Annotated in this window: 19 protein-coding genes and 4 pseudogenes; 9 read left to right on the forward strand and 14 right to left on the reverse strand. The window is 72.3% G+C overall.

Going from position 1 to position 23527, the window contains the following annotated elements; translation table 11 throughout:
- Positions 1-54 precede the first annotated feature (54 nt).
- From ACOBQU_RS04425 to ACOBQU_RS04435, 3 genes are all read right to left on the reverse strand, one after another.
- Entirely contained in the window at positions 55-861 is an 807-nt protein-coding gene (locus tag ACOBQU_RS04425) for an acetoacetate decarboxylase family protein (RefSeq protein WP_423624588.1), read from the reverse strand.
- 103 nt (positions 862-964) lie between these two features.
- Positions 965-2188: an NAD(P)/FAD-dependent oxidoreductase gene (locus tag ACOBQU_RS04430; RefSeq protein ID WP_423624589.1), complete on the reverse strand. Its 1224-nt coding sequence runs from the start codon at positions 2186-2188 to the stop codon at positions 965-967.
- A gap of 5 nt (positions 2189-2193) precedes the next feature.
- The gene (locus ACOBQU_RS04435) at positions 2194-2382 is read right to left on the reverse strand and encodes a ferredoxin (RefSeq protein ID WP_423624590.1); all 189 of its coding nucleotides are present in this window, start codon (positions 2380-2382) and stop codon (positions 2194-2196) included.
- 347 nt (positions 2383-2729) lie between these two features.
- On the opposite strand from ACOBQU_RS04435, the pseudogene ACOBQU_RS04440 reads away from it, so the two are divergent.
- Both ACOBQU_RS04440 and ACOBQU_RS04445 read left to right on the forward strand, forming a co-directional pair.
- Positions 2730-4084, forward strand: a pseudogene (locus tag ACOBQU_RS04440) (glutamine synthetase family protein).
- A gap of 71 nt (positions 4085-4155) precedes the next feature.
- Positions 4156-5421, forward strand: coding sequence for a cytochrome P450 (locus ACOBQU_RS04445; RefSeq protein ID WP_423634244.1), 1266 nt, complete (start codon positions 4156-4158; stop codon positions 5419-5421).
- Positions 5422-5517: 96 nt separating this feature from the next.
- On the opposite strand, the pseudogene ACOBQU_RS04450 reads toward ACOBQU_RS04445, so the two are convergent.
- A pseudogene (locus ACOBQU_RS04450) lies at positions 5518-5652 on the reverse strand (zinc-binding dehydrogenase); the annotation flags it as partial.
- 2 nt (positions 5653-5654) lie between these two features.
- On the opposite strand from ACOBQU_RS04450, the pseudogene ACOBQU_RS04455 reads away from it, so the two are divergent.
- Together ACOBQU_RS04455 and ACOBQU_RS04460 are read left to right on the forward strand one after the other, a co-directional pair.
- Positions 5655-6075, forward strand: a pseudogene (locus ACOBQU_RS04455) (helix-turn-helix domain-containing protein); the annotation flags it as partial.
- A pseudogene (locus ACOBQU_RS04460) lies at positions 6065-6283 on the forward strand (Lrp/AsnC ligand binding domain-containing protein); the annotation flags it as partial. The pseudogenes ACOBQU_RS04455 and ACOBQU_RS04460, both read left to right, overlap by 11 nt.
- 82 nt (positions 6284-6365) lie before the next feature.
- Here the strand turns inward: ACOBQU_RS04460 and ACOBQU_RS04465 are convergent.
- On the reverse strand, positions 6366-7481 hold the full coding sequence (locus ACOBQU_RS04465; RefSeq protein WP_423624591.1) for a serine hydrolase domain-containing protein: 1116 nt from the start codon (positions 7479-7481) through the stop codon (positions 6366-6368).
- 490 nt (positions 7482-7971) lie between these two features.
- Here ACOBQU_RS04465 and ACOBQU_RS04470 point away from each other — a divergent pair, with 490 nt between their 5' ends.
- Positions 7972-8556: an RNA polymerase sigma factor gene (locus ACOBQU_RS04470; protein WP_423624592.1), complete on the forward strand. Its 585-nt coding sequence runs from the start codon at positions 7972-7974 to the stop codon at positions 8554-8556.
- Between the two features lie 47 nt (positions 8557-8603).
- Positions 8604-9026, forward strand: a complete 423-nt coding sequence (locus ACOBQU_RS04475) for a hypothetical protein (protein ID WP_423634246.1) — start codon at positions 8604-8606, stop codon at positions 9024-9026.
- A 21-nt stretch (positions 9027-9047) separates the two neighbouring features.
- Here the strand turns inward: ACOBQU_RS04475 and ACOBQU_RS04480 are convergent, their stop codons facing one another.
- Entirely contained in the window at positions 9048-9716 is a 669-nt protein-coding gene (locus tag ACOBQU_RS04480; protein WP_423624593.1) for an ATP-binding protein, read from the reverse strand.
- A gap of 66 nt (positions 9717-9782) precedes the next feature.
- Here ACOBQU_RS04480 and ACOBQU_RS04485 point away from each other — a divergent pair, with 66 nt between their 5' ends.
- Both ACOBQU_RS04485 and ACOBQU_RS04490 read left to right on the forward strand, forming a co-directional pair.
- Entirely contained in the window at positions 9783-10019 is a 237-nt protein-coding gene (locus ACOBQU_RS04485; RefSeq protein WP_423624594.1) for a DUF397 domain-containing protein, read from the forward strand.
- A 121-nt stretch (positions 10020-10140) separates the two neighbouring features.
- Positions 10141-11055: a helix-turn-helix domain-containing protein gene (locus ACOBQU_RS04490; RefSeq protein ID WP_423624595.1), complete on the forward strand. Its 915-nt coding sequence runs from the start codon at positions 10141-10143 to the stop codon at positions 11053-11055.
- Positions 11056-11164: 109 nt separating this feature from the next.
- Here the strand turns inward: ACOBQU_RS04490 and ACOBQU_RS04495 are convergent, their stop codons facing one another.
- The 6 genes from ACOBQU_RS04495 to ACOBQU_RS04520 all read right to left on the reverse strand — a co-directional run bounded on the left by ACOBQU_RS04495 (position 11165) and on the right by ACOBQU_RS04520 (position 20310).
- Positions 11165-11968, reverse strand: coding sequence for an SAM-dependent methyltransferase (locus tag ACOBQU_RS04495; protein ID WP_423624596.1), 804 nt, complete (start codon positions 11966-11968; stop codon positions 11165-11167).
- 204 nt (positions 11969-12172) lie between these two features.
- Positions 12173-12679 carry a hypothetical protein gene (locus ACOBQU_RS04500; protein WP_423624597.1) on the reverse strand — a complete coding sequence of 169 codons (507 nt, stop codon included), beginning with the start codon at positions 12677-12679 and terminating at the stop codon, positions 12173-12175.
- Entirely contained in the window at positions 12676-13929 is a 1254-nt protein-coding gene (locus ACOBQU_RS04505) for a helix-turn-helix domain-containing protein (RefSeq protein ID WP_423624598.1), read from the reverse strand. The genes ACOBQU_RS04500 and ACOBQU_RS04505 overlap by 4 nt, the downstream gene beginning before the upstream one ends.
- 661 nt (positions 13930-14590) lie before the next feature.
- Positions 14591-15817, reverse strand: coding sequence for an FUSC family protein (locus ACOBQU_RS04510; RefSeq protein WP_423624599.1), 1227 nt, complete (start codon positions 15815-15817; stop codon positions 14591-14593).
- Between the two features lie 150 nt (positions 15818-15967).
- Positions 15968-18913 (reverse strand): NACHT domain-containing protein, encoded by a 2946-nt coding sequence (locus ACOBQU_RS04515; protein WP_423624600.1) that lies wholly within the window; start codon positions 18911-18913, stop codon positions 15968-15970.
- Between the two features lie 107 nt (positions 18914-19020).
- Positions 19021-20310: a lactonase family protein gene (locus tag ACOBQU_RS04520; protein WP_423624601.1), complete on the reverse strand. Its 1290-nt coding sequence runs from the start codon at positions 20308-20310 to the stop codon at positions 19021-19023.
- Positions 20311-20525: 215 nt separating this feature from the next.
- Here ACOBQU_RS04520 and ACOBQU_RS04525 point away from each other — a divergent pair, with 215 nt between their 5' ends.
- Complete coding sequence (locus ACOBQU_RS04525; RefSeq protein WP_423624602.1) at positions 20526-21764, forward strand: trypsin-like serine peptidase; 1239 nt, start codon at positions 20526-20528, stop codon at positions 21762-21764.
- A gap of 31 nt (positions 21765-21795) precedes the next feature.
- Here the strand turns inward: ACOBQU_RS04525 and ACOBQU_RS04530 are convergent, their stop codons facing one another.
- The gene (locus tag ACOBQU_RS04530) at positions 21796-22065 is read right to left on the reverse strand and encodes a 4Fe-4S dicluster domain-containing protein (RefSeq protein ID WP_423624603.1); all 270 of its coding nucleotides are present in this window, start codon (positions 22063-22065) and stop codon (positions 21796-21798) included.
- Between the two features lie 76 nt (positions 22066-22141).
- Positions 22142-23446 (reverse strand): NAD(P)/FAD-dependent oxidoreductase, encoded by a 1305-nt coding sequence (locus ACOBQU_RS04535; protein WP_423624604.1) that lies wholly within the window; start codon positions 23444-23446, stop codon positions 22142-22144.
- Positions 23447-23527 lie beyond the last annotated feature (81 nt).

Here is a 23527-nt window from a genome sequence, read left to right on the forward strand (position 1 = left end):
GCTCCTGACGCTCCTCGTGGGCCTCACGGTCCTCGTGGTCGGTGCGGCGGGGGCTCACTGGGCGCCGGAGGTGTTCGACTCAAGGAGGCGGCCGCCGTCCCACACCACGCCGATCTGCCGGTAGTAGGCGGCGATCGGCTCGCGGACCTCCAGCCGGGCCAGCTCCTCGGTGGGGGACGCGAACAGGTCGAGATCGGCCTCGCCCACCCAGGGCTGACCGCCCTCGACGGAGGCGGCGCCGGACTCGACCAGTTCGTCCAGGGCCAGGCCCCCGCCCTTCTCGATGGAGGGCAGCCAGCGGTGGTGGGCCATCGGGTGGCCGTTGACGAAGCCGTTGGTCCCGGACGGTTCGCGCAGGGTGACGACGGCCTGGGCCAGGCGCCGGTCCGCGGCGGCGAGGGTCGCGCCGAAGCGGGCTCCGGCCTCGATGCGGGGCGCGGGGCCGTACGGGTGCGGGCGGGTCTGGTGGATGGAGCCGAGCTTCTTCGGATAGCCCTGGTGCAGTCCCCGGGCGATGGCGAAGTCCTTGTCGACCCAGATGTACACGCAGCGCGTGTAGGTCCGCCCCTGGTACGCGCAGCGCACGACCGCGAACGCCTCCTTGTACTGGGCGAGCACCGGGTCGAGCAGTTCCTGCCCCGATGCGGCGCAGGACTGCCAGTCGGCCCAGATCAGCGCGACGGCGCCGGGGTCCTCGTCGGCCAGCTCCAGGGGTTCGGGCAGGAGTTCGCGCACACGGGACGGGTCGGTGCGGTACTCGACGGTCAGCAGGTCGCCGGAGTAGTGCCACGGCGGCGAGGGGATCAGCGACGAGGTGCCGGTCGCCGTCTTGGGGTGGAAGTATCCACGGACACGGGCCACTTGGGATCCTTACGGGGTGAGCGAGGAGGTTCCTTACGGGGTGAGCGAGAGGTCCCTCACGCGGCGAGGGAGAGGGGTCCTCACGGGGGAGCGAGAGGGTCCCTCACGGGGTGAGCGAGGGCTGCTTGAGGAGTTCGGCGCGGTAGCGCACGGCGGCCGTCGCGACGGCCCGGCCGCCCAGGGCGACGACGCCGACCAGGCGGCCCGCCCGGTGGTAGCCGACCAGGACGTCCCCGTTGGGGTCGCCGTCCAGGACGCGTACGTCGTCCATGCCGAGGGCCGGGGCGCCGAAGGACTGGAGGCGGAAGTCGTGCTGGTCGCTCCAGAAGGTCGGCAGCGGCGCGAACGGCGCGAGGCCGCCGCCGTCGCCGCCGGTGAGGTGCGCGGTGAGGTGCGCGGTGAGCGCCTTCGCGGCGTGCCTGGCCGTGTCGGTGGGCATGGACCAGTGCTCGACGCGGCGCGGAACGCCGTCGTACCGGGGGTTCGGGAAGCGTGCGACGTCGCCGACGGCGACCACGTCCGGGCGTCCGCCGACCCGTAGGTGCTCGTCCGTGAGCACGCCGTCGGAGAGGTCCAGGCCGTTGCCCCGGAGCCACTCGGTGTTGGCCACGGAGCCGACCGACTCCACCACCGCGTCCGCGGCGAGGACCCGGCCGTCGGCCAGGGCCACCCCGGTGACCCGGTCATGGCCGTGGAAGGCGGTCACGCCCGTACCGAGGGCGAAGCGCACGCCCCTGCGCTCGTGGCGCCTGAGCAGCGCCCGGGCGAGCAGTTCGCCCAGCGGGCCGACCATGGGCAGCGGCAGCGGGTCGACCACGGTGACCTCGGCGGCGCTGAGGGCCACGGCGGTGGCGGCCACCTCGCAGCCGATGAACCCGGCGCCCACCACGACCACGCGCGCCCCCGGCCGGGTCAGCGCCGCGCGCAGCCCCCGGGCGTCGTCCAGCGTGCGGACGGTGTGCCGCCCGGTGAGGGGGCCGGGGCAGCGCAGCCGTCGGGCGCGCATGCCGGTGGCCACGACGAGACCGCCGTACGACAGGGTCTCGCCGCCGTCGAGTTCCACGACGCGCTGGTCGAGGTCGGCGCGCACGACCGCGGTGCCCAGGCGCCACCGCACGTCGGACACGGCGGCCCGGGGCCGGAAGGCGAGCGAGTCGAAGGCGGCCTCGCCCGCCAGGGCCTCCTTGGACAGCGGAGGCCGGTTGTAGGGCATGTGGGGCTCGTCACCTACGAGGGTGATCGGCCCGGTCCAGCCCGCGGCGCGCAGCTGCTCGGCGGCGCGCAGACCGGCCATGGAGGCACCGGCCACGACGACGGGTGTGCTCACCGGGCTCAGCCCTCGATCCGGATGGCCTGCAGCGGGCAGACGTCCGCGGCCTCCTCGACGTCGCCGCGCAGCGTCTCGTCGACCTCGGCGGCGTAGGCCAGACGCCCGTCGTCGTCGAAGCGGAAGACGTCGGGGGCGGCGAAGACGCACTGGCCGTGGTCCTGGCACTTGTTCATGTCGACGACGACCTGCATGACCGGTCCTCCTGGTGCTGGGGCAGCGTCGGAAAGGGAGCGAGAGGAGAAGAGGGGCCCGTGCCCACGGGGGCCGGGCCCCGGCCAAAGGGCGCGGTGAACACCGGCCCCAACTCGTTTGGCATCAAACAACATAGGAACCGGGCAGGCTCCGGTCAATAGCTATCCGTATGGATAAATTCCTTCGACGGGACCCTTGCGCAACGCTGACCGGCGTCCTTAGCGTGTGCCACCAACAAGCGACCGGTGTCCTGCGCCTCCAGCAGTCCGAAGCCGTCGCTCCCCCGTTTCCCCCGGCGCCGCGAGCCCCGGGGAGGCGCCCCACTTCCCCCTTTGAGGAGACGCCGGTGAGCGCATCCGACATCCCATCCGTCCGCCACCACACGCAGCGCCTCGCCGCCGAGGGCATCGACGTGGTCCGGGTGACCTATCCCGACCTGACCGGCACCGAACGGGCCCGGGACGTCCTGCTCGACCACCTGGCCTCGGCCTGCGAGCACGGCCTCGCCTTCTGCCGCGCCGTCTACCACACCAGCCCCCAGGGCGACGTGGTCCCGGTCCCCGGGGGGCTGGACGCCGGTCTGCCCGACATCCGCGTGCGCCCCGACCTCGACACCCTGACCGCGCTGCCCTGGGAGCCCGGCGTCGCGAGCTGCCTCGGCGACGTCACCGACCCGGCCACCGGGCGGCCCGCGCCGGAGTCGCCCCGCGATCTGCTGCGCGCGGTGGTCGACCGGTGCGCCGAGCACGGCCTGCACCCGGTCGTCGGCCCGGAGCTGGAGTACTTCCTGTGCGACGCGGCGCCCGGAGACCCGCAGGGCTGGCGCCGCTACAGCGACGCCACCGGCGCCGTCTACACGGCGGGCCTGCGCGCGGACGGCGACAACCACCTGCTGCGCACCCTGCGCCTGCTGCGCGACCTGGACCTCGACATCAGCGGCGGCAACCACGAGTTCGACGGCTCGCAGTTCGAGATCAATCTGACCCACTCCGACGCCATGGACGCCGCGGACCGCGCCTTCCGCTTCAAGTCGGCGGTCAAGGAGCTGGCCCGCAAGGAGGGCCGCCTCGCCACCTTCATGGCCAAGCCATTCCAGGGCTCGGGCGGATCGGGCTTCCATCTGCACCTGTCCTGCGTGGACGGCGAGGGCGCGAACGTCTTCGCGGACCCGTCCGGGCCGTACGGCCTGTCCGCCACCGCGCGCCGGGCGGTGGCCGGTGTCCTCGCCCACGCCCCGGCCCTCGCCGCCCTCGCCAACCCGACGGTCAACTCCTACAAGCGCTTCGGCCCCGACACCCTCGCGCCCTGGCTGATCGACTGGGGCCTCGACAACCGCAGCGCCATGGTCCGCGTCCCGCCGGAACGCGGCTCCGGCACCCGTCTCGAACTGCGCCTGGGAGACGCGAGCGCCAACCCGTACCTCCTGATCGCGGGCGCCCTCGCGGCCGTACTCCTGGGGGTCCTCGCCGGTCAGGAAGCCACCGCCCCGCTGGAGGGCTACGGCTACGACACCACCAAGTCCCCCTGCTGCCGATGACCCTGTCCGACGCCCTCGACGCGCTGGAGGCGGACAGCGCGCTGACCGACGTGCTCGGCAAGGACTTCACCACCGCCTACCTCTCGTACAAGCGTGACGAGGTCGCGCGCTTCCATCGGCACGTCACCGACTGGGAGTTCACCGAGTACGCCCACCACCTGTGATGCCGAGGAGAGCGAACCCCATGACCTCCGTGACGACCACGCCGTCCGCGTCCGGCGCCATCGACGAGCCGATGCCCCCGGACGAGCCGATGCCCCTGGACGAGGTGGACCTGGCCGACCTCGACAACTTCACCGACGGCGTCACACCGTGGCGCATGTTCCACACCCTGCGCCACGAGGACCCCGTCCACTGGCAGCCGGAGGAGGCGCCCAACTCCGGCTTCTGGGCGGTCACCCGGCACGCCGACATCGCCCGCGTCGACCGTGACGCCGAGACCTTCACCTCGACCAGGTTCGTGAACCTGGAGGAGGTCGACGACGACCAGATCAACAAGCGCGCCTCCCTCCTGGAGCTGGACGGCGTGCGCCACCGCGCCCTGCGCAGCCTTCTGCAACGCCAGTTCGGCGCGAGCGTCATCAACAGCTACGCCGACTTCCTGCGCGGCCTGACCGCCACCACCCTGGACGCGGCCCTGCCCAAGGGCACCTTCGACTTCGTCAGGGAGGTCTCCGCCGACTTCCCCATCAACGTCCTCGCCCGCCTCCTGGACGTGCCCCCTGAGGACAACCAGCGGCTCATCGACTGGGGCAACCGCATCATCGGCAACACCGACCCCGACTACGCCGACGTCCTCCTCGACAGCGAGGAGAGCGAGCGGTACCGCGACCTGCCGTTCCGCTCGCCCGCCTCCCTGGAGGTCTTCGCCTACGGCCGCGAACTCGCCCGGCGGCGGCGCGGCGGCACCGGCACCGACCTGATCTCCCGGCTCGTGAACGAGACCCCGCGCGACGGGGTGCCGCTCTCGGCGCAGGACTTCGACAACTACTTCCTGCTCCTGGTCGTCGCTGGCAACGAGACCACCCGCCACACCATCAGCCACTCCCTGCTGGCCCTCCTCCAGCACCCCGAGCAGCTCGCCCGCCTCCAGGAGGACCCCTCCCTCATCCCCCGGGCGGTGGAGGAGTTCCTGCGCTGGGCCTCTCCCGTCTACCACTTCCGCCGCACGGCCACCCGTGACGTCGAACTCGGCGGCAAGCAGGTCAAGGAGGGCGACAAGGTCGTCATGTGGTTCGCCTCCGGCAACCGCGACGAGGACGTCTTCCGCGACCCGTACGACTTCGACGTGACCCGCGAGGACAACGACCACGTCACCTTCGGCAAGGGCAGCCCCCACCTGTGCCTGGGCAATCTGCTGGCGCGCACCGAGATCCGCATCATGTTCGAGGAACTCATCCCGCGCCTGGCGGGCATCAGGCTCGCCGGAGACGTCCCACGGGTGCGCTCCAACTTCGTGAACGGCATCAAGAAGCTGCCCGTCGAGGTCACCCTCGCCTGACACCGGGGCCGTGCCTGACGGCGCGGCCATGCGGGGTCCGAGCGTCGTGGCTGGGACCCGGCCCTTCACGGAAGCGGGACACGGCTGGGGATCGGGTCAGGAGACGCTCAGTACGATCTTTCCGGTCGTGCGGCCCGTCTCGCCCAGGGCGTGGGCCTCGGCCGCGTCGGTGAGCGGGAAGACGGCCTCGACGTGGGCGCGCGGGGACCCGGCGGCGACCAGGTCGGCGACGGGTGCGGCGGGACCACGGCACCGCCGTCGCCAACCACGTGGCCAGGGCCTGTGTCGTACCGCCCTGGCGGGACGGCGGCCAGGCCCAGTACATCGAGCACCCGGTGCCCCCGCCGTCGGCGAGCAGCACCTCGGCCACCCGCCAGTGGGCGCCGGAGAACCTCCACGAGCCGCTGACGCTGGCGCAACTCGCCGGTCACGCCCGGATGAGCCTGCGCACCTTCGCGCGCCGGTTCGGCGAGGGGGTCGGGATGAGCCCCGGGCGCTGGGTGATCCAGCAGCGCGTGTCCCGGGCCCAGCATCTCCTGGAGACCACCGACCTGGGAGACCACCGACCTGTCCGTCGACGCCATCGCGGGACGGGGCGGCTTCGCCACCGGCACCTGCCTGCGCGAGCACCTGCACTCCGCGCTGGATGGGTGATTCGGCGCAGGACGTCGCCGCGCTCCCCGAGGCCCTGGAGGCGCACACCATCGCTGGCAGCGCCTCGGTGCTGGTGAAGGTCAGGCCCGCGACCACCGAGCAGTCGCAGGACGTGTGGCAGGACGTGCTGCGCCGGATCTACGCCATCGACGGGGTCACCGGGACGCAGGCGACGCTGGTCCTGGAGACCTCCTTCGAGCGGACGCTGTCACCGCCGACCGCCGACCGCCGACCGCCGACCAGGCGTGACGTCATGAAGGCGTTGCCGCCTCCCAGGAACGGGCGTTCCGTCAGCGGCGGCACAGGGCCGCGTCCACGACTCCTTCCAGGTGCGCCACGGCCTCGCTGGTCGTCGGTTCGCGGGTCATCGCGACGCTGGCGGCGCGGCCGTCCTCGGTGGCCCCGGCCCAGGTGCCGTAGCCCGGTATGCCACCGCTGTGGCCCCAGACGACGCAGTCCTTGGACAACCGCACCTTCATGATCCCCAGCCCCATGCCGTACCGGTCCTCCCCTGTCTTGATGGGGACGCTGGTGAGCATCTCCTTGAGCTGGGGCTCCGCGAGGAGGTCGCCCTTCAGCAGCGCGGAGTAGAAGCGGTTGAGGTCGGAGGGGGTGGAGACCATCGCTCCGGCCGCCCAGGCCGCGGAGGGGTCGATCTCCGTGACGTCGCGCAGGGGGGCTCCCGGGGAATCCTCGCGGTATCCCCGGGGGTGGTGCTCGCGGAGGGTGGTCTCGCCGGGGGCGGGGAAGTAGGTGTGGCGGAGGCCCGTGGGCTTGAGGATGCGCTGGGCGATCACTTCGGGGAGGGGACGGCCGGTGACCTTCTGCACGATCAGCCCGGCGACCAGGTAGTTGGTGTTGCTGTACGACCACTTTGTGCCGGGCTCGAAGACGGCCTTGTGCGTGAGGGCGATGTCCAGGCTGTCACGAGGGGAGAGATAGCGGCGCTCGAGGATGTCATCGGTGACGTCGTCCTCAAAGTCGGGAAGTCCGCTGGTGTGCTGGAGGAGCTGCCGGACCGTGATGGCGCGTCCGTCGATGCTCTCGCCCCGGACGACGCCCGGCAGATAGTCCTCCACATGGCCTTCCAGGCTGATCTCCCCCTCCCTGACCAGCTGCAGCACGGTCACCGCGGTGAAGGTCTTGGTGACGCTGCCGATCCGCACCTGACCGTCCCTCGGCACCTTCGCCTGTGTGTCCCTGTCCCCCACACCCGCGGTGTAGGTACGGAACTTCCCGTGGGCGTCCTTCACGCTCGCCAGCGCTCCCGGCGCCTCGCCCGAGCGCACCAGCGTCTCCAGGTCCTGCCGCACGGGGTCCGGTCCGGCGGCAGTCGCGGGCGCCGCCAGACCCGCGGTGACGGCGGTGGCCATGGCGAGGGCGGTGAGGGCGAGGCGTGTACGCATCGAGGCTTCTCCACGGCGGCGTTGACGGGCTACGACGACAACATCAACTCTGCGGCACACGGCCGCCGGTGCCATCAGGGATCACCCTGACCAGCCCCTGATCCACCCCTGGGAACGAGCACCCCGTCGGCCCCCGCCCCTCACCAACCCCCGGCCCACCCCACTCCCCTGCCGCCCCCAAGCAGGCCAGCTCAGACCCGGCCAGGCCAGGCAGGCTCAGACCCGGCCAGGCAAGCTCAGCCAGGCAAGCCCAGCCCAGGGTGAATCCTTTCCAGCCCCTCCCGCCTCTTATCCCCGTACCGGCCGAACGGGCCGACAGAACCGGAATGCCGACAGAACCGGAAGGAAGAAACCCATGGTGGTCGCTGGCCTCATAGTGATCGGAGCCCTGCTCGTGGGCGCGTGCAGCTGGCACCTGGCGCGGCGCTACCGGAGCCGACGCTGACCAGCCCCCCCCGCGTACGAAGCACCTCCCGAGGACGAGTAGCACATGAACCAACGCTTCCCCTGGCCGGACGAGCGGCTGATCAAGGCCGCACAGGACGGCGACGTCACTTCGCTGACCACCGTCGTCATGACATCGCAGCCGCACGTGCGCAAGTTCGCCCGCACGTTGTGCGCCTCGCCGCAGGACGCGGAGGACGCGGCGCAGGAGGCGATGATCATCCTCTACCGGAAGATCGGCACCCTGCGGGCCACCGGCGCACTGGCCTCATGGATGTTCCGCATCGTGCGCCACGAATGCCTCCGGCAGGTACGGCTGCTCGTCTCGCGGCGCCGCGACGACGCGCCGACCGAATTGGAGGCGCCCGCGGAACCGTCCGCCGAGGACGCGGTGCTGCGCGGCCTGGAGGCCGAGCGCATCGCGGCCGCGGTCTCCGCGCTGCCCCGGGAGCAGCGACAGGTCCTGATCCTGCGGGACGTGCAGGGCCTGCCCGGCAAGACCGTCGCCGACATGCTCGGCCTCAGCAACGCCGCGATGAAGTCGCGCCTGCACAGGGCGCGCACCGCACTGCGCCAGTCCCTCACAGCGGCCGATGAGGCCACCACCCAGCCAGCCGCAGGAGACTCCTGACCGTGAACACCACCGACTCCGTGAACACTTTGAACCCCTCGAACGCCTTGAACGCCCTGAACTCCGCGAACGCCTTGAACACTGTGGAACGCCCGCACAGGACACCGGAGGCCTCACCCCAGCCGAAGGCCCGACCCGCCCCACAACCCGCCGTGCCCGCGCGGAACTTCGCCAGCACGTCCGTCCCCCGCCATCTGGCGCGCGGCGCCCTCGGCTTCGGGCTGCTGATCGGCTCCATCGGCCTGGTGCCCACCGTCGGCCCGGCCGCCCTGCTGGCGGCCCCCCTGGCCCTGATCGCCTTCCGCGGCTGCCCCACCTGCTGGCTGGTCGGCTTGGCGCAGACCGTCTCCCGCGGCCGTCTCGAACGGCAGTGTGCGGACAACGTCTGTACGCTCGCCAAGGCGCACCCAGCGGCAGACTCCGTGACCGGCCCCACAGCCGACCTCACCACCCCGACCGCACCCCGGTGACGAGGCCTTCATCCCTCAGCTTTACGGCAGCGCGACCCGGGCCCAGACCGTCTTCCCATGGGCCTGGCTGTCGTTGGTCCAGCCCCAACTCGCCGCCAGGGCCCTGACGATGGGCAGGCCGCGGTTGCGCTCGGCCAGCGGCGCGGGCGGCGTGTACCGGGGAAGGCGGCGGCTGGGATCACGGACGACGCACAGCAAGGTGTGGGGGCGCGGAGTCAAGGCGAGCCACACCGCGGCCTGGCTCGTGTCCGGCGCGCTGGTACGGGTCCGCCCGTGGCGCACGGCGTTGGCGACCAGCTCGGAGGCGATCTGCACGGTGTCGTCACAGACTCCGTGCAGATTCCAGCCGTACAGAGCCGCGCGGGTGAACTCCCGGGCGACAGCGCAGCATTCGGCGGTGAGAGGGATGCGTCGCGCGGCGAAAGGGGTGCTGCCGAGCCCGCAGTGCACCGCGAGATTCGGAGTGCGGGCCAGGGGTTCGCCCAGGAACAGCGAGGATGACGGACTTGCTGGTGAGAAGGGTCCGGATGGCGGTCTACAGGTGTCGTCACAGCGTGAAGTCATCGCCCGTCCCCCGTTAGCGTCGCCGCGCACTGGGCACATCGTGCCGTCCAGGCCGTCACTATTCCGGCCTGACGCTCGTTCCTGCAAGCGGGATCCTGCAATTGCAGGACGGAAGAATCCGCACATACGGCCGACTGGTGACCGGCCGCAGAGGGGCGTTCACCAGGCGAGGCCAGAAAAGATGGGGTGAGGATGGTGCAGCCGGTGCACAACGGCATGAACGCGAACGCGATTCAGAACGCCGTGTGGCGCAAGAGCAGCCACAGCGGCGGAAATGGAAACTGCGTGGAGATCGCCGTACTGGACGGCGGGGACGTAGCGGTCCGCAACTCCCGCTTCCCCGAAGGGCCCGCCCTGATCTACACGAAGGACGAGATCGCGGCGTTCCTCGCGGGCGCCAAAGGCGGAGAGTTCGATTTCACGGTGTAGCCCGCACCGAGGAGCCACGCGCCGCGTAGCCACTCAGGGCTAAGCCGTGGTGAGTTCCTGACACGCATGACTCGTGCTGCCATACTCGGGCTCTGGTTGAAGTCGACAGAGAGAGTCCGGTATGGCAGCCGAGAGGAAGGCGCCGTCGATTCTGGGGTTTCCGCACTGCCCGGAATGGGGAGCCGGAGCGCATCGCAGAGCGCTCGCCGGGCACCTGCGCCGCTGCCGTGACCACGCCGGGGTCGACTCCCGGCAGGCCGCCCGCTGCATCAGCGCATCGGAGTCGACACTCAGCCGGGTCGAGACCGGCCTCGGCGCACTCAAGGAAGACCAGGTCGAACGGCTCCTGGACCTGTACGGGGTGAGGGACCCTCAAGAGCGAAATCGAATCGCGCTGTTGGTGCGGGAAGCCGCCCAGCCGGAGGTGTGGCAGCCCTACGCCCAGGTCGCGCCCGCGTCGCTGCGGCCCCTGCTCGCCATGGAACCCGCCGCGCGGCGCATCATCTCCTACGAGCCCCAGCTGGTGCCGGGCTGGCTCCAGACCGAGGAGTACGCTCAGACGGTGCTCCGCGCCGCGCACCCCACGCTCCCCCGGGCGGAGATCGACCACCTGGTCCGGCTGCGACGCCAGCGCTTGCAGATGCTGCGCCGACCGACACAACCCCCGGTCCTGCTGGCCGTGATGGACTCGGAAGTGCTCCGCCGCCAGATCGGCACCCCCGGCGTGATGTACCGTCAAATTCGATATCTGCTGGAGCTGTTGGAGGAACTCCCCTACCAGCTCTACCTACAGATCGCCCCACTGGAGGTGGGCGCGGCGGGAGTGATCGGGCACCCCGTGGTCCATCTGCGCTTCTTCACTCCGGACTACCTTCCCGACATGGTGTACCTGGAGCAGTACGAGGGCGCCGTCTACCACGACAAACCTGCCAACGCCGAGCGCTATCTGGCCGTCCTCAACAACCTGTGCGGGGTGGCGTCCCTGGCCCAGCACTCGCGCTCCCTGCTGGAGGAGGCACTGGAGCGCTGGCAGTAGGGTCCGCCGCACACGCCTGGCAGCGGGGTCGACGCTCCCGACAGCGGAGCCGCCCGCGCACTCGGCATCCAGACCACCGCCCACGCGCGACGCGAGGCCCCCGGACTCCTCAGATCTTCACGAAGCCGACGCCGCCGTACTCCTCCCACTCCCAGGTGAGTTGAGCGGGAACGTCATCGTTGCCGGGACGCCACGTCGAGACCTCGACCAGGCCCGGCTCCACCAGGTCCAGCGGGGCGCAGAAGTCGGCCACGTCGCTCTTCTCGCGGACGCGCCCCCAGTGGCCGCGCGTCTGCTCCGCCATGAACGTGGTGACGAAGTCACGGATCCGGGGCGAGTCGCTGACGAGCTGGCACACCACCATCATGCTGCCCGCAGGCAGCCTGTCCGCCACCCGGGCGATCAGGTCGGCGGGGCGGTCGCTGTCGGGGATGCAGTGCAGCACGGAAACGAACAGCGCGGCGATCGGCTCCCTGAAGTCGATCAGTCGGCGCACCGGTTCGCTGGAGAAGATCTTCTCCGTCTCGCGCATGTCCTCCTCCAGGACGGCGGTGTTGGTGTTGCGTTCCAGGAGGATGCCGCCGATGCGCCGGACGATGGGGTCGTTGTCGATGTAGACCACCCGGCTTCCGGGGTGGACGCGCTGCGCCACCTCGTGCACGTTGTCCTGCGTGGGCAGTCCGGAGCCGTGGTCGATGAACTGGCGGATGCCGTAATCGGCCGCCAGGGTGTGGACGACGCGGCGCAGGAACTGCCGGTTGTTCAGGGCGAGTTCCCGCATGCTCGGGACGTGCTCCAGCAGGGCCTCGCAGGCCGCGCGGTCTGCGGGGTAGTTGTCCTGCCCGCCCAGCAGGCTGTCGTACATACGGGCCACGCTCGGCGTGTTGACGTCTACACCGTACGGCAAGTCCATGTCCGCCCCCGAACCCGTGGCACGCCTGGTGGCGTGCGCCGCCGCGACAGAGTGTAAGCGCAGCGAGACGGTGGGGCAGGTGCTGTCGGCCGGATATCACTCCTTGGAGGAGCACCCCCTTGAAGAGCACCCCTTGAAGAGCACCCCTTGAAGAGCACCCGTTGAAGAGCACCCGTTGGAGGAAGCCCCTTCAGAGGACGCCCCCTAGGAGGTGCGCCCCCTGGAGGGGCCCTCCTGGGCGGACTCCGACTCCAGGAGCCGGGGCAGGTCGGTGGAGGCGATGCCCATCATCTCCGCGGCCCGCTCGCGGCTGAAGTTCAGCTCGTCGTGCAGCAGATGGGCGTCCCGCTCGAGGGCCCGCGCGGCGCCGCCGCCCGACGGGGGCTTCATCGCGTGGTCCTGGGCCTCGTCGACGTGGTCGTGCAGGGTGCGCCACGCGATCGCCGCCGGTTCGGAGCTGCCCAGGATCATGTGCCAGGACACGGCCAGTTCGGTGAACGTGGCCGCCACGGCCGCCTCCGCGGGCGCCCTGCGGCCGAGCCGGAGGACGGCGTACTGGAGGTATGGCTGGTAATGGCGCTGCCGGAAGGCGTGGAAGGCCGCGAGGAGCAGGCGCTGGGAGCGGTCCGCCCTGATGGCGGCGGGGCGGCGCGCCAACCGGCCGCCGCCCGGCCCCGGTATCGGCTCACGCGGACCGTCCTCGGGGATCACCGGTCCGTCCTCCGGGGCTCGGCCGCGTGCTCCGCCCCGTCAGGGCGGCGCGGGTCGTCGCACATGAGGAAGGTGTAGTGCACCGCCTCCCACAGCGGCTTGATGTCGGCGGGCCGCCCGCCCAGCGCGGTGATCAGCGCTTGCAGGTCCGGCCACTCGGGGACGTCGAGGCCCGCGAGGGTGCGGCGCACCACGGTCGCGCTCACCGCGTTGCCGCTCCGCCGCTGAATCTCCGTCACCGGCGGTCTACGGGCGGCGAGATACAGTCCGCGCACCGCCGCGTGCAGTGCCGCTATGGCGCCCACCACGGACTGGCGCGCGGGGGCCGTGATGCCGTGCGCCGCCTCGTACAGCATGTGCAGATCAGCCGGGTCCGAGTCGAACAGCACGGCCAGCGAGCACACCAGGTCCCAGTTCGGCAGGCGGTCGCCCGACAGGACGCGGGAGATGAACGACGGGGAGAGCCGGGTGGAGTCGGCGACCTCGCGGATGGTCATGCCGCTGTTCGCCTGAAGCTGCGTCAGGGCGGACGCCAACTGCCTGACGGAGTCGGTCGTTTGGACCTCCACGGTGTCCGCGGTCGCGTCTTGCGGCCGCCCCACCGGACCCTTCGCCCCCACCGGAGCCTTCACCCCCGCCACGCCCTGCGCCGCCCTCGCCACGCCTTGCGCCGCCCCCGCCGTGCCCTGCGCCCTCGCCGCCCCCGGCACCCGTGTCACCCCGGACATCCCTGGCGTCCCGGCGCCCTCATCCCCCTCGGCGCGGCGCCGGGCGCCGCCCTGGCGGGGCCGGGGCGGGGTCACCCGCTTGTCGTTGGCGTGCAGATCCATCATGCGCGCCACCCGCTCCGGCTTCCAGCGGGAACGGGCGGTGTCCGGCGCGACATGGGCCGCCTCGGCGATCGCCTCCCATTTCGCACCCCGGTGACGGGCGTCCTGGACCGCGGCCGCGGTATAGATTTCGACCTCCCGGCGGACGGCCTCGGCACGGTCGAGAAGCGCGCCCAGGTCCTCCGCGCGCGCCTCGGCGTCCAGCAACTGCCGTGCCAGACGGTGCACTTCGGCGGCCACGGACCGCCCCAACGGGCCCTGCTGGTCCTTGGCGGACGCGGCGCGCGCCTGGCGCAGCCGCTGCGCCCTGCGTCGGCACGCCGTGCCGCAGTACCGCCGCCGCCGTCCCGCGCCGGGCCGCTGCACCAGCGGCGCGTCACACACCACGCAGGCCGTCGGCGGAGAGGTGCCACGTGTCAACGGGCCCTCCTCCCTCCGTCGTCGCCACCGCCGCGCCCTGGGCCGCCTCCGCGGATCGATATCAGGAGCGGGCCCGGGCCGGGCGTGACAGCGGAGGCACGCGAACGTGCGGAATGCCAGCCGGTATTGCTACCGTCCGGGATCGTTCCGGACACCACGGTGCCCCGGGCGACATTGTGCTCAGTCATCTTTCTCCTTCGGGAATTGACGGCTGGTCAAAATGCGGAGGGGCCCTGGTCCGCCATAGGTGCCAGCCTGAGACCGGGGCCGCCTCTCCGGCGCGACCCTAGCGGGCGCTCACGCCATTCGGCCATCAGAGTGAGGCACTAACGGGCAATCGGACGCATCAGCGTGCGAAATCCCTTCCGGAGCCTCCTCGCCGAACATTTCTACGGCGCGAATGGCCACGCTTTGGTCATCTGAGAACGCAACTGATCGCGGCCAACGGGTACCTGCCACGATCCGCCATACGCCGTCGCGTGAAAACCCACGAACTCGCTCCGGCTCGCACCTTCCGGGCCTCCACGCCCCTCGCGCACCCCGCGCCCGCCCCATTTCCCACGTACGGCGGGTGCCCGCTCCCCCATTGGCTCACGACCGGAGCCCTAGGCAACACCGCAAAGGGACCGCACCGCCCCACGGCTCTCCGCAGCGTGGGCGCTCAGCCCCGCGCCCACCGCCTCAGCGCCTCGGAGCCCCGTCGGCACTCCTCCCAGAGACGGGTGGCCTCGACCACGAGGACTCCGTACGGACACGACGGATCGCCCAGCGGCAGCTCCCGCCGGACGGCCTCGTCGGCGAGGGCGCGGCGCAGCTCGCCCGCCTCCCCGGTCAGGCGGCGCAGCTGGCGTGCCTGGGCGGGGAGACGCGCCGCGTCGAGGTCGCTGAGGACGCGGGCGTACTCCCGCAAGGCGTCCAGGAGGCGGGCGTAGCCGCGCAGGAACTCCTGGTCCTCGTACTGGTTCTGGTCCTCGTGCCACCGGTCGAGAGCGCGGTGCAGCGAGGCCACCTGGTAGAGCGTGCGCACCAGCGCTTCGAGCACGGTGGCGTACCCGTCGAAGCTGGTGTGCTCGCGGTGCGCGCGCAGCAGGCGGCGCGGGTTGAGGGAGACGCTGTCCCGGGCCGTCCGCAGGTCGGCCCGCGCCTGCGCGATCAGGGCGTCGGTGTGGTCCACCCGTCGGCGCCGCCGCACGCCGCCGCGCTCGCCCGCCTCCCCTTCGCGCAGCGCGTGGGCGACGTCGGCGAGCAGCTCGGCGAGGGCGTGGGCGAGGACGCCGATGCCGAACTCGGCGCTGCGGTGGCGCATCGGCGGTACGACCGTGACGTGGAGGGCCGTGGCGAGGGCGCAGCCGGTGAGGACGAGCAGCACGATCTCGCCGAGGTCGGCGAGCCGGTCAGCGGCCCCGCTCGCGGCGACGTAGGTGGCGAACGCGAAGAACGCGGCCGTCGGCACCTGGATGCCCTGCGAGCCGAGCCTCGCCCACCGGCCGATGCCGAGCGCCACGAGCGCGACCAGCGCGAACGCCACCAGGCCCGGGCCGAGCACCAGGCACAGCGCCGCCTGCACGGCGACGCCCACGACGACCGCGCCCGCGTACCGGAGCGCGTGCAGCACCGACTGGTAGACGGTCGTCTGCATCACCAGGACGGCGGAGAACGGGGCGAACGCCGGGGACCGCGTGTGCAGCACGTGATCGGCGACGAACCACGCGAGGGTCGCCGCCAGGGCGCTCTTGCCGGTCAGCAGAGCGGCGTGCCGCTCGTGGCCCGACCGGGTGACGGCGCGCCGCCACCACTGCGCGGCCCGGCGCACGCGCGCCGGGCAGGGGCGCCGGGCCGTACGCGGGGTACGCGTCACGTCGGCACGGGAGTCGATGCGGCCCGCCATGCGAGAGTCCTTCGTTCGGGCGCGGTGCACGATGACCATCAGTGGACACGCGGTACCCCACGAACCGGCGGGTATGCCCGGCCGGAGGATCAGCGCGGGCGGGCACGGTCGGCGCGATCGGCGCAGGGGGAAGCGGGGGCCCGCCTCGGTCTAGACCGCCCTCGCCTCGCCCTCCCGTACCCCCACCCCCTTCCCCACCCGCCTCCGGGGCCGTGCCCGGACCACGCCCGCGCGGAACGCGTCCGTGCCCGTGGTGCCGTGGAAGCCGATGACGTCGAGGCGTTCGAGGGCGGGCAGGGCCGTGAGGGGGGTCAGGTCCAGGGACTGGGTGGGCGTCGCGGCGGTGAGGGTGAGGGTGTGGGCGTAGGGGAAGAGGCGGGCGACGGCGGTCAGGTCGTCGCCGGTGGCCTGGGTGAGGACGGCGTCCCTGATGCGGGGCAGGGGCGGCATGTCGTGCAGGTCGCGGTCCGTCAGGTCGACCTGGCTCAGCTCGACGCGGGTCAGCCGGGGCAGGCCGCTGACCTCCGTCGCGTAGGTGGTGAACTGCCAGGCGGGCAGGCCGAGGTGGACCAGGCCGGGCCAGCTGGAGAGGGCCTTGAGGGGTTCGTCGGAGATCACCTCGTGGCCCAGGGTGAGGGACCGCAGGTCGTGTCCGCGCAGCAGGCCCACCAGGTCCAGGTAGGGGGCCAGCTCCGTGTGCAGGGACAGGGTGCGCAGGCCCGTGAGCCAGTTGAGGGCGCTGAGGTCGAGGTTCGGGTGCAGGGCGCGCAGCCGCAGGGCGGTCAGCCTGCCGGTGAGGTGGCCCACCCGCAGGCCGTGGAGGGTGGTCAGGCCGGACAGGCCGTACAGGGTGAGGTCCTCCAGGGCGGCGTAGGGGCGGAGCCAGGCCAGGCCGGTGACGGCGGCGCCGCCGCCGACGACCAGCGTGGTGACGCCGGGCGCGTGGGGGAAGCCCGCGAGGTCGGCGTGCGCGTGGGCGCCCCGGAAGTGCGCCTTCGTCACCGGCAGCGGGCGCAGGGCCGCCGCCTGGCGGCCGTCGTCGACCTGGACCATCACGTCCGCCGCGGCGGCCACAGGCGTGAGGACCTCCGACACGTACGTCTGGGGGTCGAAGCCGGACCAGTCCTGCGCGAGCCAGGGGCCCACGTCGGCGGCGGGCAGCCTGGTGAAGGCCTTCAGGTACGTCAACGCGGGGTCGCCGCCGAGGCGTTGGGCCGTGCGGATGGTGGCGGGCACCTCGTCGTCGGCCAGGCGCTCCGGGGGCGGCAGCAGGTCAAGGACGACCGGGCCCACCTGGGCGAGGGCGTCGGCCTCGGCGTCCGTACGGGGAGGCAGGTGGTCGTCGGCCCTGGCCTGGATCTCGGCGCGGACCGACGCGGACAGCTCGGTGGCGTGCTGGAGGCAGGCGAGCGCGAGCAGGGTGAGGCGGGTGCTGCTCTGCCCGTTGACCGCGGCCCGCTCCGTGAGCCTGCCGAGGAGGTCGGCGCGCTCGTCCGGGCGGGCGTGGGCGACAGCCATGCGGATGACGTCCTCCCACTGGTCGTCATGGGCGTTGTTGACGAGGAGCGGGAGGTCCTTGGTCTCGACCGCCGCCTTCGCGCCCAGGTAGTCCTGGAAGGTGCGGTGGACGAAATGCACCGTGTCCGCCGTCGGGGCCCGCAGCAGTCCCGTGCGGCCGAGGAGGTGGGCGAGGATGGCCGCGGCGTCGCCCTGCTCGGCGACGCTCGGCATCAGCGGCAGCGCCTCGTCGATGAGGAACTCCGCCGTCGTGCGGGACAGTTCGGTCTGCCCGTTGCGGATCAACCAGTACGCCAGCTTCTGGAGGAGCTGGATGCTCTCGCGCTCGCTCAGCTCGACGCCCTCGGGGGCGTTCACCTCGCGCTCCTGGTCGCGGCGGATCAGCAGCATCGACAGGGCGGCGGCGTACAGCTCCATGCGGTCGTGGGGCAGCCGTCCGCGCCTATCCCGGTGCAGCGCGCACACCAGGGCGCACAGCAGGGGCGTGGTGGTGAGCAGGGCGAGGTCGCGCTTGGCGCGGACCTTGTCGCGCAACTCGGCCTCCAGGACGTCCAGATGGGCCCGCACGTCCTTGTCGGGCGCCTCCCGCTTGGCGGCGGCGTGCCAGCGGGACACGAACACGCCGACGTCCCCGCGGCTCATCGGGCGCACGGTCAGCTCCCGGAACTGGAGGTCGCTCAGCCAGAAGTCGGGTACGGCGTTGGGGCGGGTCGTGACGACCAGGCGGGAGCGCCCGTAGGCCGCCGCGAGGTCGCGCAGCCAGTGCCCGGTCCGCTCCCGCATCGCCTTGGGCACCTCGTCCAGGCCGTCGACCAGCAGCAGCCCGCGCCCAGCGCCGAGCACCCGGTCGATCCAGCCCTCCGGCTGCGCGGCGGCGAACGGGCAGCCCACGGCCTCCAAGTACGCGGTGGGCTCGGGCAGTTCTCCCCGGCGCGCGAGCGTGCGCAGCGGCAGCACGAAGGCCACCGACGAGCGCAACTCCTCCAGGGGCGCGGGCAGTTGGGCGGTCGCGGTCGCGCAGGCCAGCCACTGGAGCAGGGTCGTCTTGCCGCTGCCCGCGAGGCCGCGGATCAGGGTGCGCCGGGATCCGGAGAGGGCGACTTCGGCCCGCTCGACGCGCTGCTGGGCGCCCGCGCGCCCGGCGGGGTAGCCCCAGCCGAGGTCGCGTTCGGCGAGCTCCAGGCTCAGGTAGGCGGCGTCCAGCGGCCAGCTGGCCTGGGCCGGGCCGCGCAGGTCGAGGCCGACGACGGTCAGGGAGCTGTGCCGCCGCTTCAGGTACGCCAGATAGCGCTCCTCGAACCCGATGTCCTGCGGCGACAGGCCCTCGGTGTGGGCCGCGCGGGTGGCGCCGAGGCTGGCGCGGCGCAGCCGCAGGAGTTCGTCCGGGTCGAGGTCGAGGGCCCCGGCCAGGGCGACGAGGGTGGCCTCGCTGGGCACGTGCCGCCCGTTCAGGGCCTGGCTGACGGTCGTTCTGCCGAGTCCCGCGCGCCGGGCCAGCGCCGCCATGGCGAGGCGGCGCTTGGCGCGGGCATGGGTCAGGAGTTCGCGCAGCCGCCGCCGCGCCTCCTCTTCGGTCACCGCGTGCCCCCAGTCCTTCGTGCGTGCGGTCCTTCGTGCGTGTGTAGACGCACATAGTGGCCCGCCCGCACCGGGCCGCACGGCGAAACGGCCATACGTCGGGGGGCTCACAGGGGCAGGACGCACCCCAGGGAGGAGGTGGCGAAGGGCGCCCCGGAGGGGGTGAGCGCGCCGGTGCCCTGGTCCACGGTGAAGACGCCGACGGTCCTGCCGTACTGGTTGGCGCTGAACAGCAGCGTGCCCGAGGGCGACAGGCTGATGTGACGGGGCCAGGACCCGCCGCAGGGCACGGTGTCCGTCAGGCGCACGGCGGCCCCGCCGTCGGTGACGGTGAACCGGGCGACGCTCTCGTGCCCCCGGTTGGAGAGGTAGACGAAGCGGCCGTCGGCCGAGATCGTCACCTCGGCCGGGTAGGTGCGGACGGGGGACCTGCCGGGGACGGTGGGCCAGCTCTCGCCCCGTGTGAGCACCCCGGTGGCCGCGTCGTAGGAGTAGACGGTCAGGGTGCTGTTCAGCTCGTTGGCGACGTACGCGTACGGGGCCGTGGGGTGGAAGACCATGTGCCGGGGTCCGGCGCCGGGCACCGAGCGGGCCTCGGCGACGGGGTGCAGGGCGCCGGTGGGCAGGTCGAGCCGGTAGGTATACACCGTGTCCGTGCCGAGGTCGACGGCGAAGACGTGGCCGCCCTTGGGGTCGGTGAGCATCTGGTGGGCGTGCGGGCCCTCCTGGCGCCCGGGGTCGGGGCCCGAGCCGGTGTGCCGCACCAGGGCCGTGCGGGCGCCGACGCCGCCGTCGTGGTCGAGGGCGTGCGCGGCGACGCTTCCGGCGCCGTAGTTCGCGCTGAGCAGGTAGCGGCCGGTGGGGTGCACGGCGAGGTGGGTGACGTTGGCGCCGCCGGTGGACCGGGCGGCGCCGAGCGGGGTCAGCGCGCCGCCCGCGCCGATGGTGAACGCCCGCACCGCGCCCTGGGGTCCGCCGTTGTCCAGCGCGTACAGGACCCGGCCGCCGGGGGCCGCCGCGAGGAAGGACGGGTTGGTCACCGCGGGGAAGCGGCCGCGCCGGGTGAGCGCGCCGGTGGCGGTGTCGTAGGCGCAGGTGACGATGCCGTCGCCGTACGTGCCGAGGAAGGCGAGCCGCTCCTCGGCGGGGGCGCGCGCCGGGCGGGGCGGGGACGGCGAGGGCAGGGCCCGCGCGGTGGACGCGTGGACGCCGAGCGCGGCGGCGCCCAGGGAGCCGAGGAACACGCGGCGGGCGAGGCCGATCGCGCGGGTGCCGGGAGGGGTGGGGGCGTCGGGAGGGGTGGGGGTGCCGGGAGGGGTGGGAGTGCCGGGAGGCGTGAGGGCGTCGGGAGGCGTGGGGGTGGTGTGCTCGGGGTGCTCCAGAGAGTGGGGGGACATGGCAGGCACCTTTCGAGACCAGGGTGATGCCGACATGCATGCGTCAACAGCGTGAGGCCGCGACGACCCCCAGGTACAGACCAATTGCCGCCACGCGACGGCCCCACCCCTCCCCGTCGGCCTACTTCTGACCGACGTACGCCTCACGGCTTGTCATGTACAGATCTATCCTGCGCAACAGTTTCGTCTTCAGCCAACGTACTGAGGAGGTACCCGTGGTGAAGCGCCTGTTCATGGCCGCGGCCCTGGTGGCCGCGGCCGTCCTCGTCCCCGTCGCACCGACGGCGGCGGGCCCGGCCGAAGCGGCGGGCGGCACGTCCGCGTCGGCACGCACCCAGACCGCACCCCACGACAGCCGGGCCACCCCGCGGAGCGCCCGGCCCACGCCGCCGCTGTCCGTCGGCGAGGAGAAGGCCCTCGGCCGCACCCTCGACGCCTCCCACGACCGGCAGGAGATCCGGCACCGCGGCGCCTCCTACGTCAAGGTGCACCTCTCCCGGCTCACGCTCGCGCCCGGCGACTATCTGACGGTGGCCGACCCCAAGGGACGCGAGGTGCACACGTACCGCGGCGATCCCACGCGCGGCGCCGCCGCGCCCGGTGACTCCGGCTTCACCCGGCACGGCCGCACCGGCTTCGCCGCGATGTCGGTCGACGGCGACACCGCCGTGGTCACGCTGCACACCCGCGCCAGACACGGCTCGACGGCCGTGCTCGACCGCTACTGGCGCGGCTACACCGAAGCGGAGATCAAGGCGGCCAACCCGGTGGGCACCCGAAGTGTCTGCGGTGCGGACGCCCGCCGGGACGCGGTGTGCTACCAGGCGAGCCACCCCGCGCAGTACGCCGCGTCGCGCGGCGTGGCCCGCATGCTGAAGAACGGCGGCGGCTGGTGCACGGCCTGGCGCGTGGGCCGGGGCAACCACATGATGACCAACAACCACTGCGTGAAGTCCCAGGCCGAACTCGACGCGATGGAGGTGCAGTTCGACTACGACTGCGCCACCTGCGGCGGCAACGACCCGCGGCCCGGCACCAAGGTCGGCGCGAACCGGCTCCTGCGCACCTCGCCCGCCCTGGACTTCTCGCTGTTCAGCGTCGACGACTTCGACCGGATCACCCAGTTCGGCACCCTCTTCCTGGAGACCCGCGCACCGGTCCTGAACGAGCAGGCCTATGTGATCGGCCACGGCGACACCCGGCCGAAGCGGATATCGCTGTACGAGGAGCGCGACGGCGGCGCCTACTGCGCCATCCGCAACACCCAGATGGGCACCGAGGACGTCGGGTACTCCTGTGACACCTCCGGCGGCAACTCCGGCTCCCCCGTCCTCGCCGCCTCCTCGCACAAGGTGATCGCCCTGCACTGGGGCGGCTCCTGCCCGCACAACGTGGGCACGCGGATGAGCCTGATCTATCCGCAGATCCAGGACCTGATCGACAACCGCCCCTAGGCACCGGGCCACTCCCCCGAACCCCGGGCCCCTAAGCCGTGCGGGCCGCGAAGAAGGCGCGGTTGACGTCGATGGAGGCCCGTGACTCCTCCGGCACGTCCTCCTCGGGGTAGATCGCCTCCACGGGGCACACCGGCTCGCAGGCGCTGCAGTCGATGCACTCCGTGGGGTCGATGTAGAGCTGGACGTGCTGCCCGAACGAGGCGTCCCCCGGGCCGGGGTGGATCGCGTCGGCGGGACACGCCTCCCAGCAGGCGGTGTCCTTGTTCCCGGCGCAGGCTTCGGTGATCACGTACGTCATGGGATTCTCCCCCGTGGCGAGGTCGGTGGAACGGCGCCCGGGCGTGGCGCCGTTCCGCTGGACGACGGTCTTCGGGTCACCCGGCGTCGGCGAGTTCCGGCTCCGCGGAGACGGCGGGCACCTCGGCGTCACCGGGCAGTTCCGCCTCGGCGGGCAGTGCCGCGTCCGCGAGGCCCATCAGCGCCGACAGGTTCTGCGGGGAGAAGAACTCCGCCCAGGGAACGGTGTTCTGGATCACCCCGAAGAACCGGTTGATGGCGTCCTGGTTGCCCCGCATCGCGGCGAGGACGTCCTGGAACGCGGGGTCGAACGGCTCCATCGCCGCGTGGTCGACGATGAAGTCGTACAGCGGCTTGAGCGCTTCGTTGCGCCGGTACTCGTACGTGGCGAGGGCCGTCTCCAGCGGCATGCGGCCGCGGAACCCGGCGTCGAGGGCCTGGGCCAGCAGTTCGGCGTCGCGGAAGGCGTCGGTGATGCCCTGGGCGGTGATCGGGTCCTTGTGCACGCCCGCGTCCCCGACCAGCGCCCACCCGGGGCCGTAGGGCTTGCGGAAGAAGTTGGGCCGGTTGCCCGCGCCCATGAACCGGTGGGCCAGGCGCCCGCCTTCGAGGCGCGCGCCCAGGTCCGGCGCGATGTCGTCGACGGTCTTCAGGTACGCCGCGTGCACGTCGGACCTGAAGTCGGCGAAGTCGCGCTCGGGCCGCTCGATGAACACGGCGGCCTGCTCGTCGTGGGTGGGGAACGCGATGACGGTGCTGCCGGGGCGGGTGAAGAACTCAAGGCCCTTGAGCTGGACGTCGTCCCAGTAGGTGTAGTAGCCGAAGGCCTTGGGCGGCACCACGTGGTACTCCGGCGCCGACACGGTCTGCGCGACGATCGACCGCAGCCCGTCCGCGCCCACGACCACACGGGCCCGCTCGGTGACGGGGATGCCGCTGGCGCCCCGGCCCCGTACGCCGACGACCCTGCCGCCCTCGGTGAGGACCTCCCGGACCGAGAAGCCCTCGCGGACCTCGGCGCCCGCCGCCGCGGCGGCGTCCACCAGGATCTTGTCGAGGACGGTGCGCTTGGGGGCGTAGATGGCGGCGAACCCGTCCTCGTCGGGGTACGGAAAGCCCTCCAGGGTGAAGTGGCCGTACCGCTCGAAGCACAGGTCGAGCACGATGTTCGTCACGGCCGGGCACCCGGACGCCTCGATCTGGTGGAGCAGGCCCCAGCGCCTGAGCTGGGCGCTGCCCTCGACCGTGATCATGTGCGTGGAGACGGTGTCACTGGGGAAGGTGGCCCGGTCGAGCAGCAGCACCCGGTGCCCCTTCCTGGCGAGCAGCAGGGCGGTGGGTGCGCCGGACACGCGGGCACCGATGACGATGGCGTCGTACACGGCCGAATCCCTTTCCTCATGTTCCTCGTGTTCCTGGTGTTCTGGAGGTTCTGTGGGTTCTGGGTGTTTCTGGTGCTCTGG

The organism is Streptomyces sp. G45, from assembly GCF_049542095.1.
Lineage (GTDB): Bacteria > Actinomycetota > Actinomycetes > Streptomycetales > Streptomycetaceae > Streptomyces.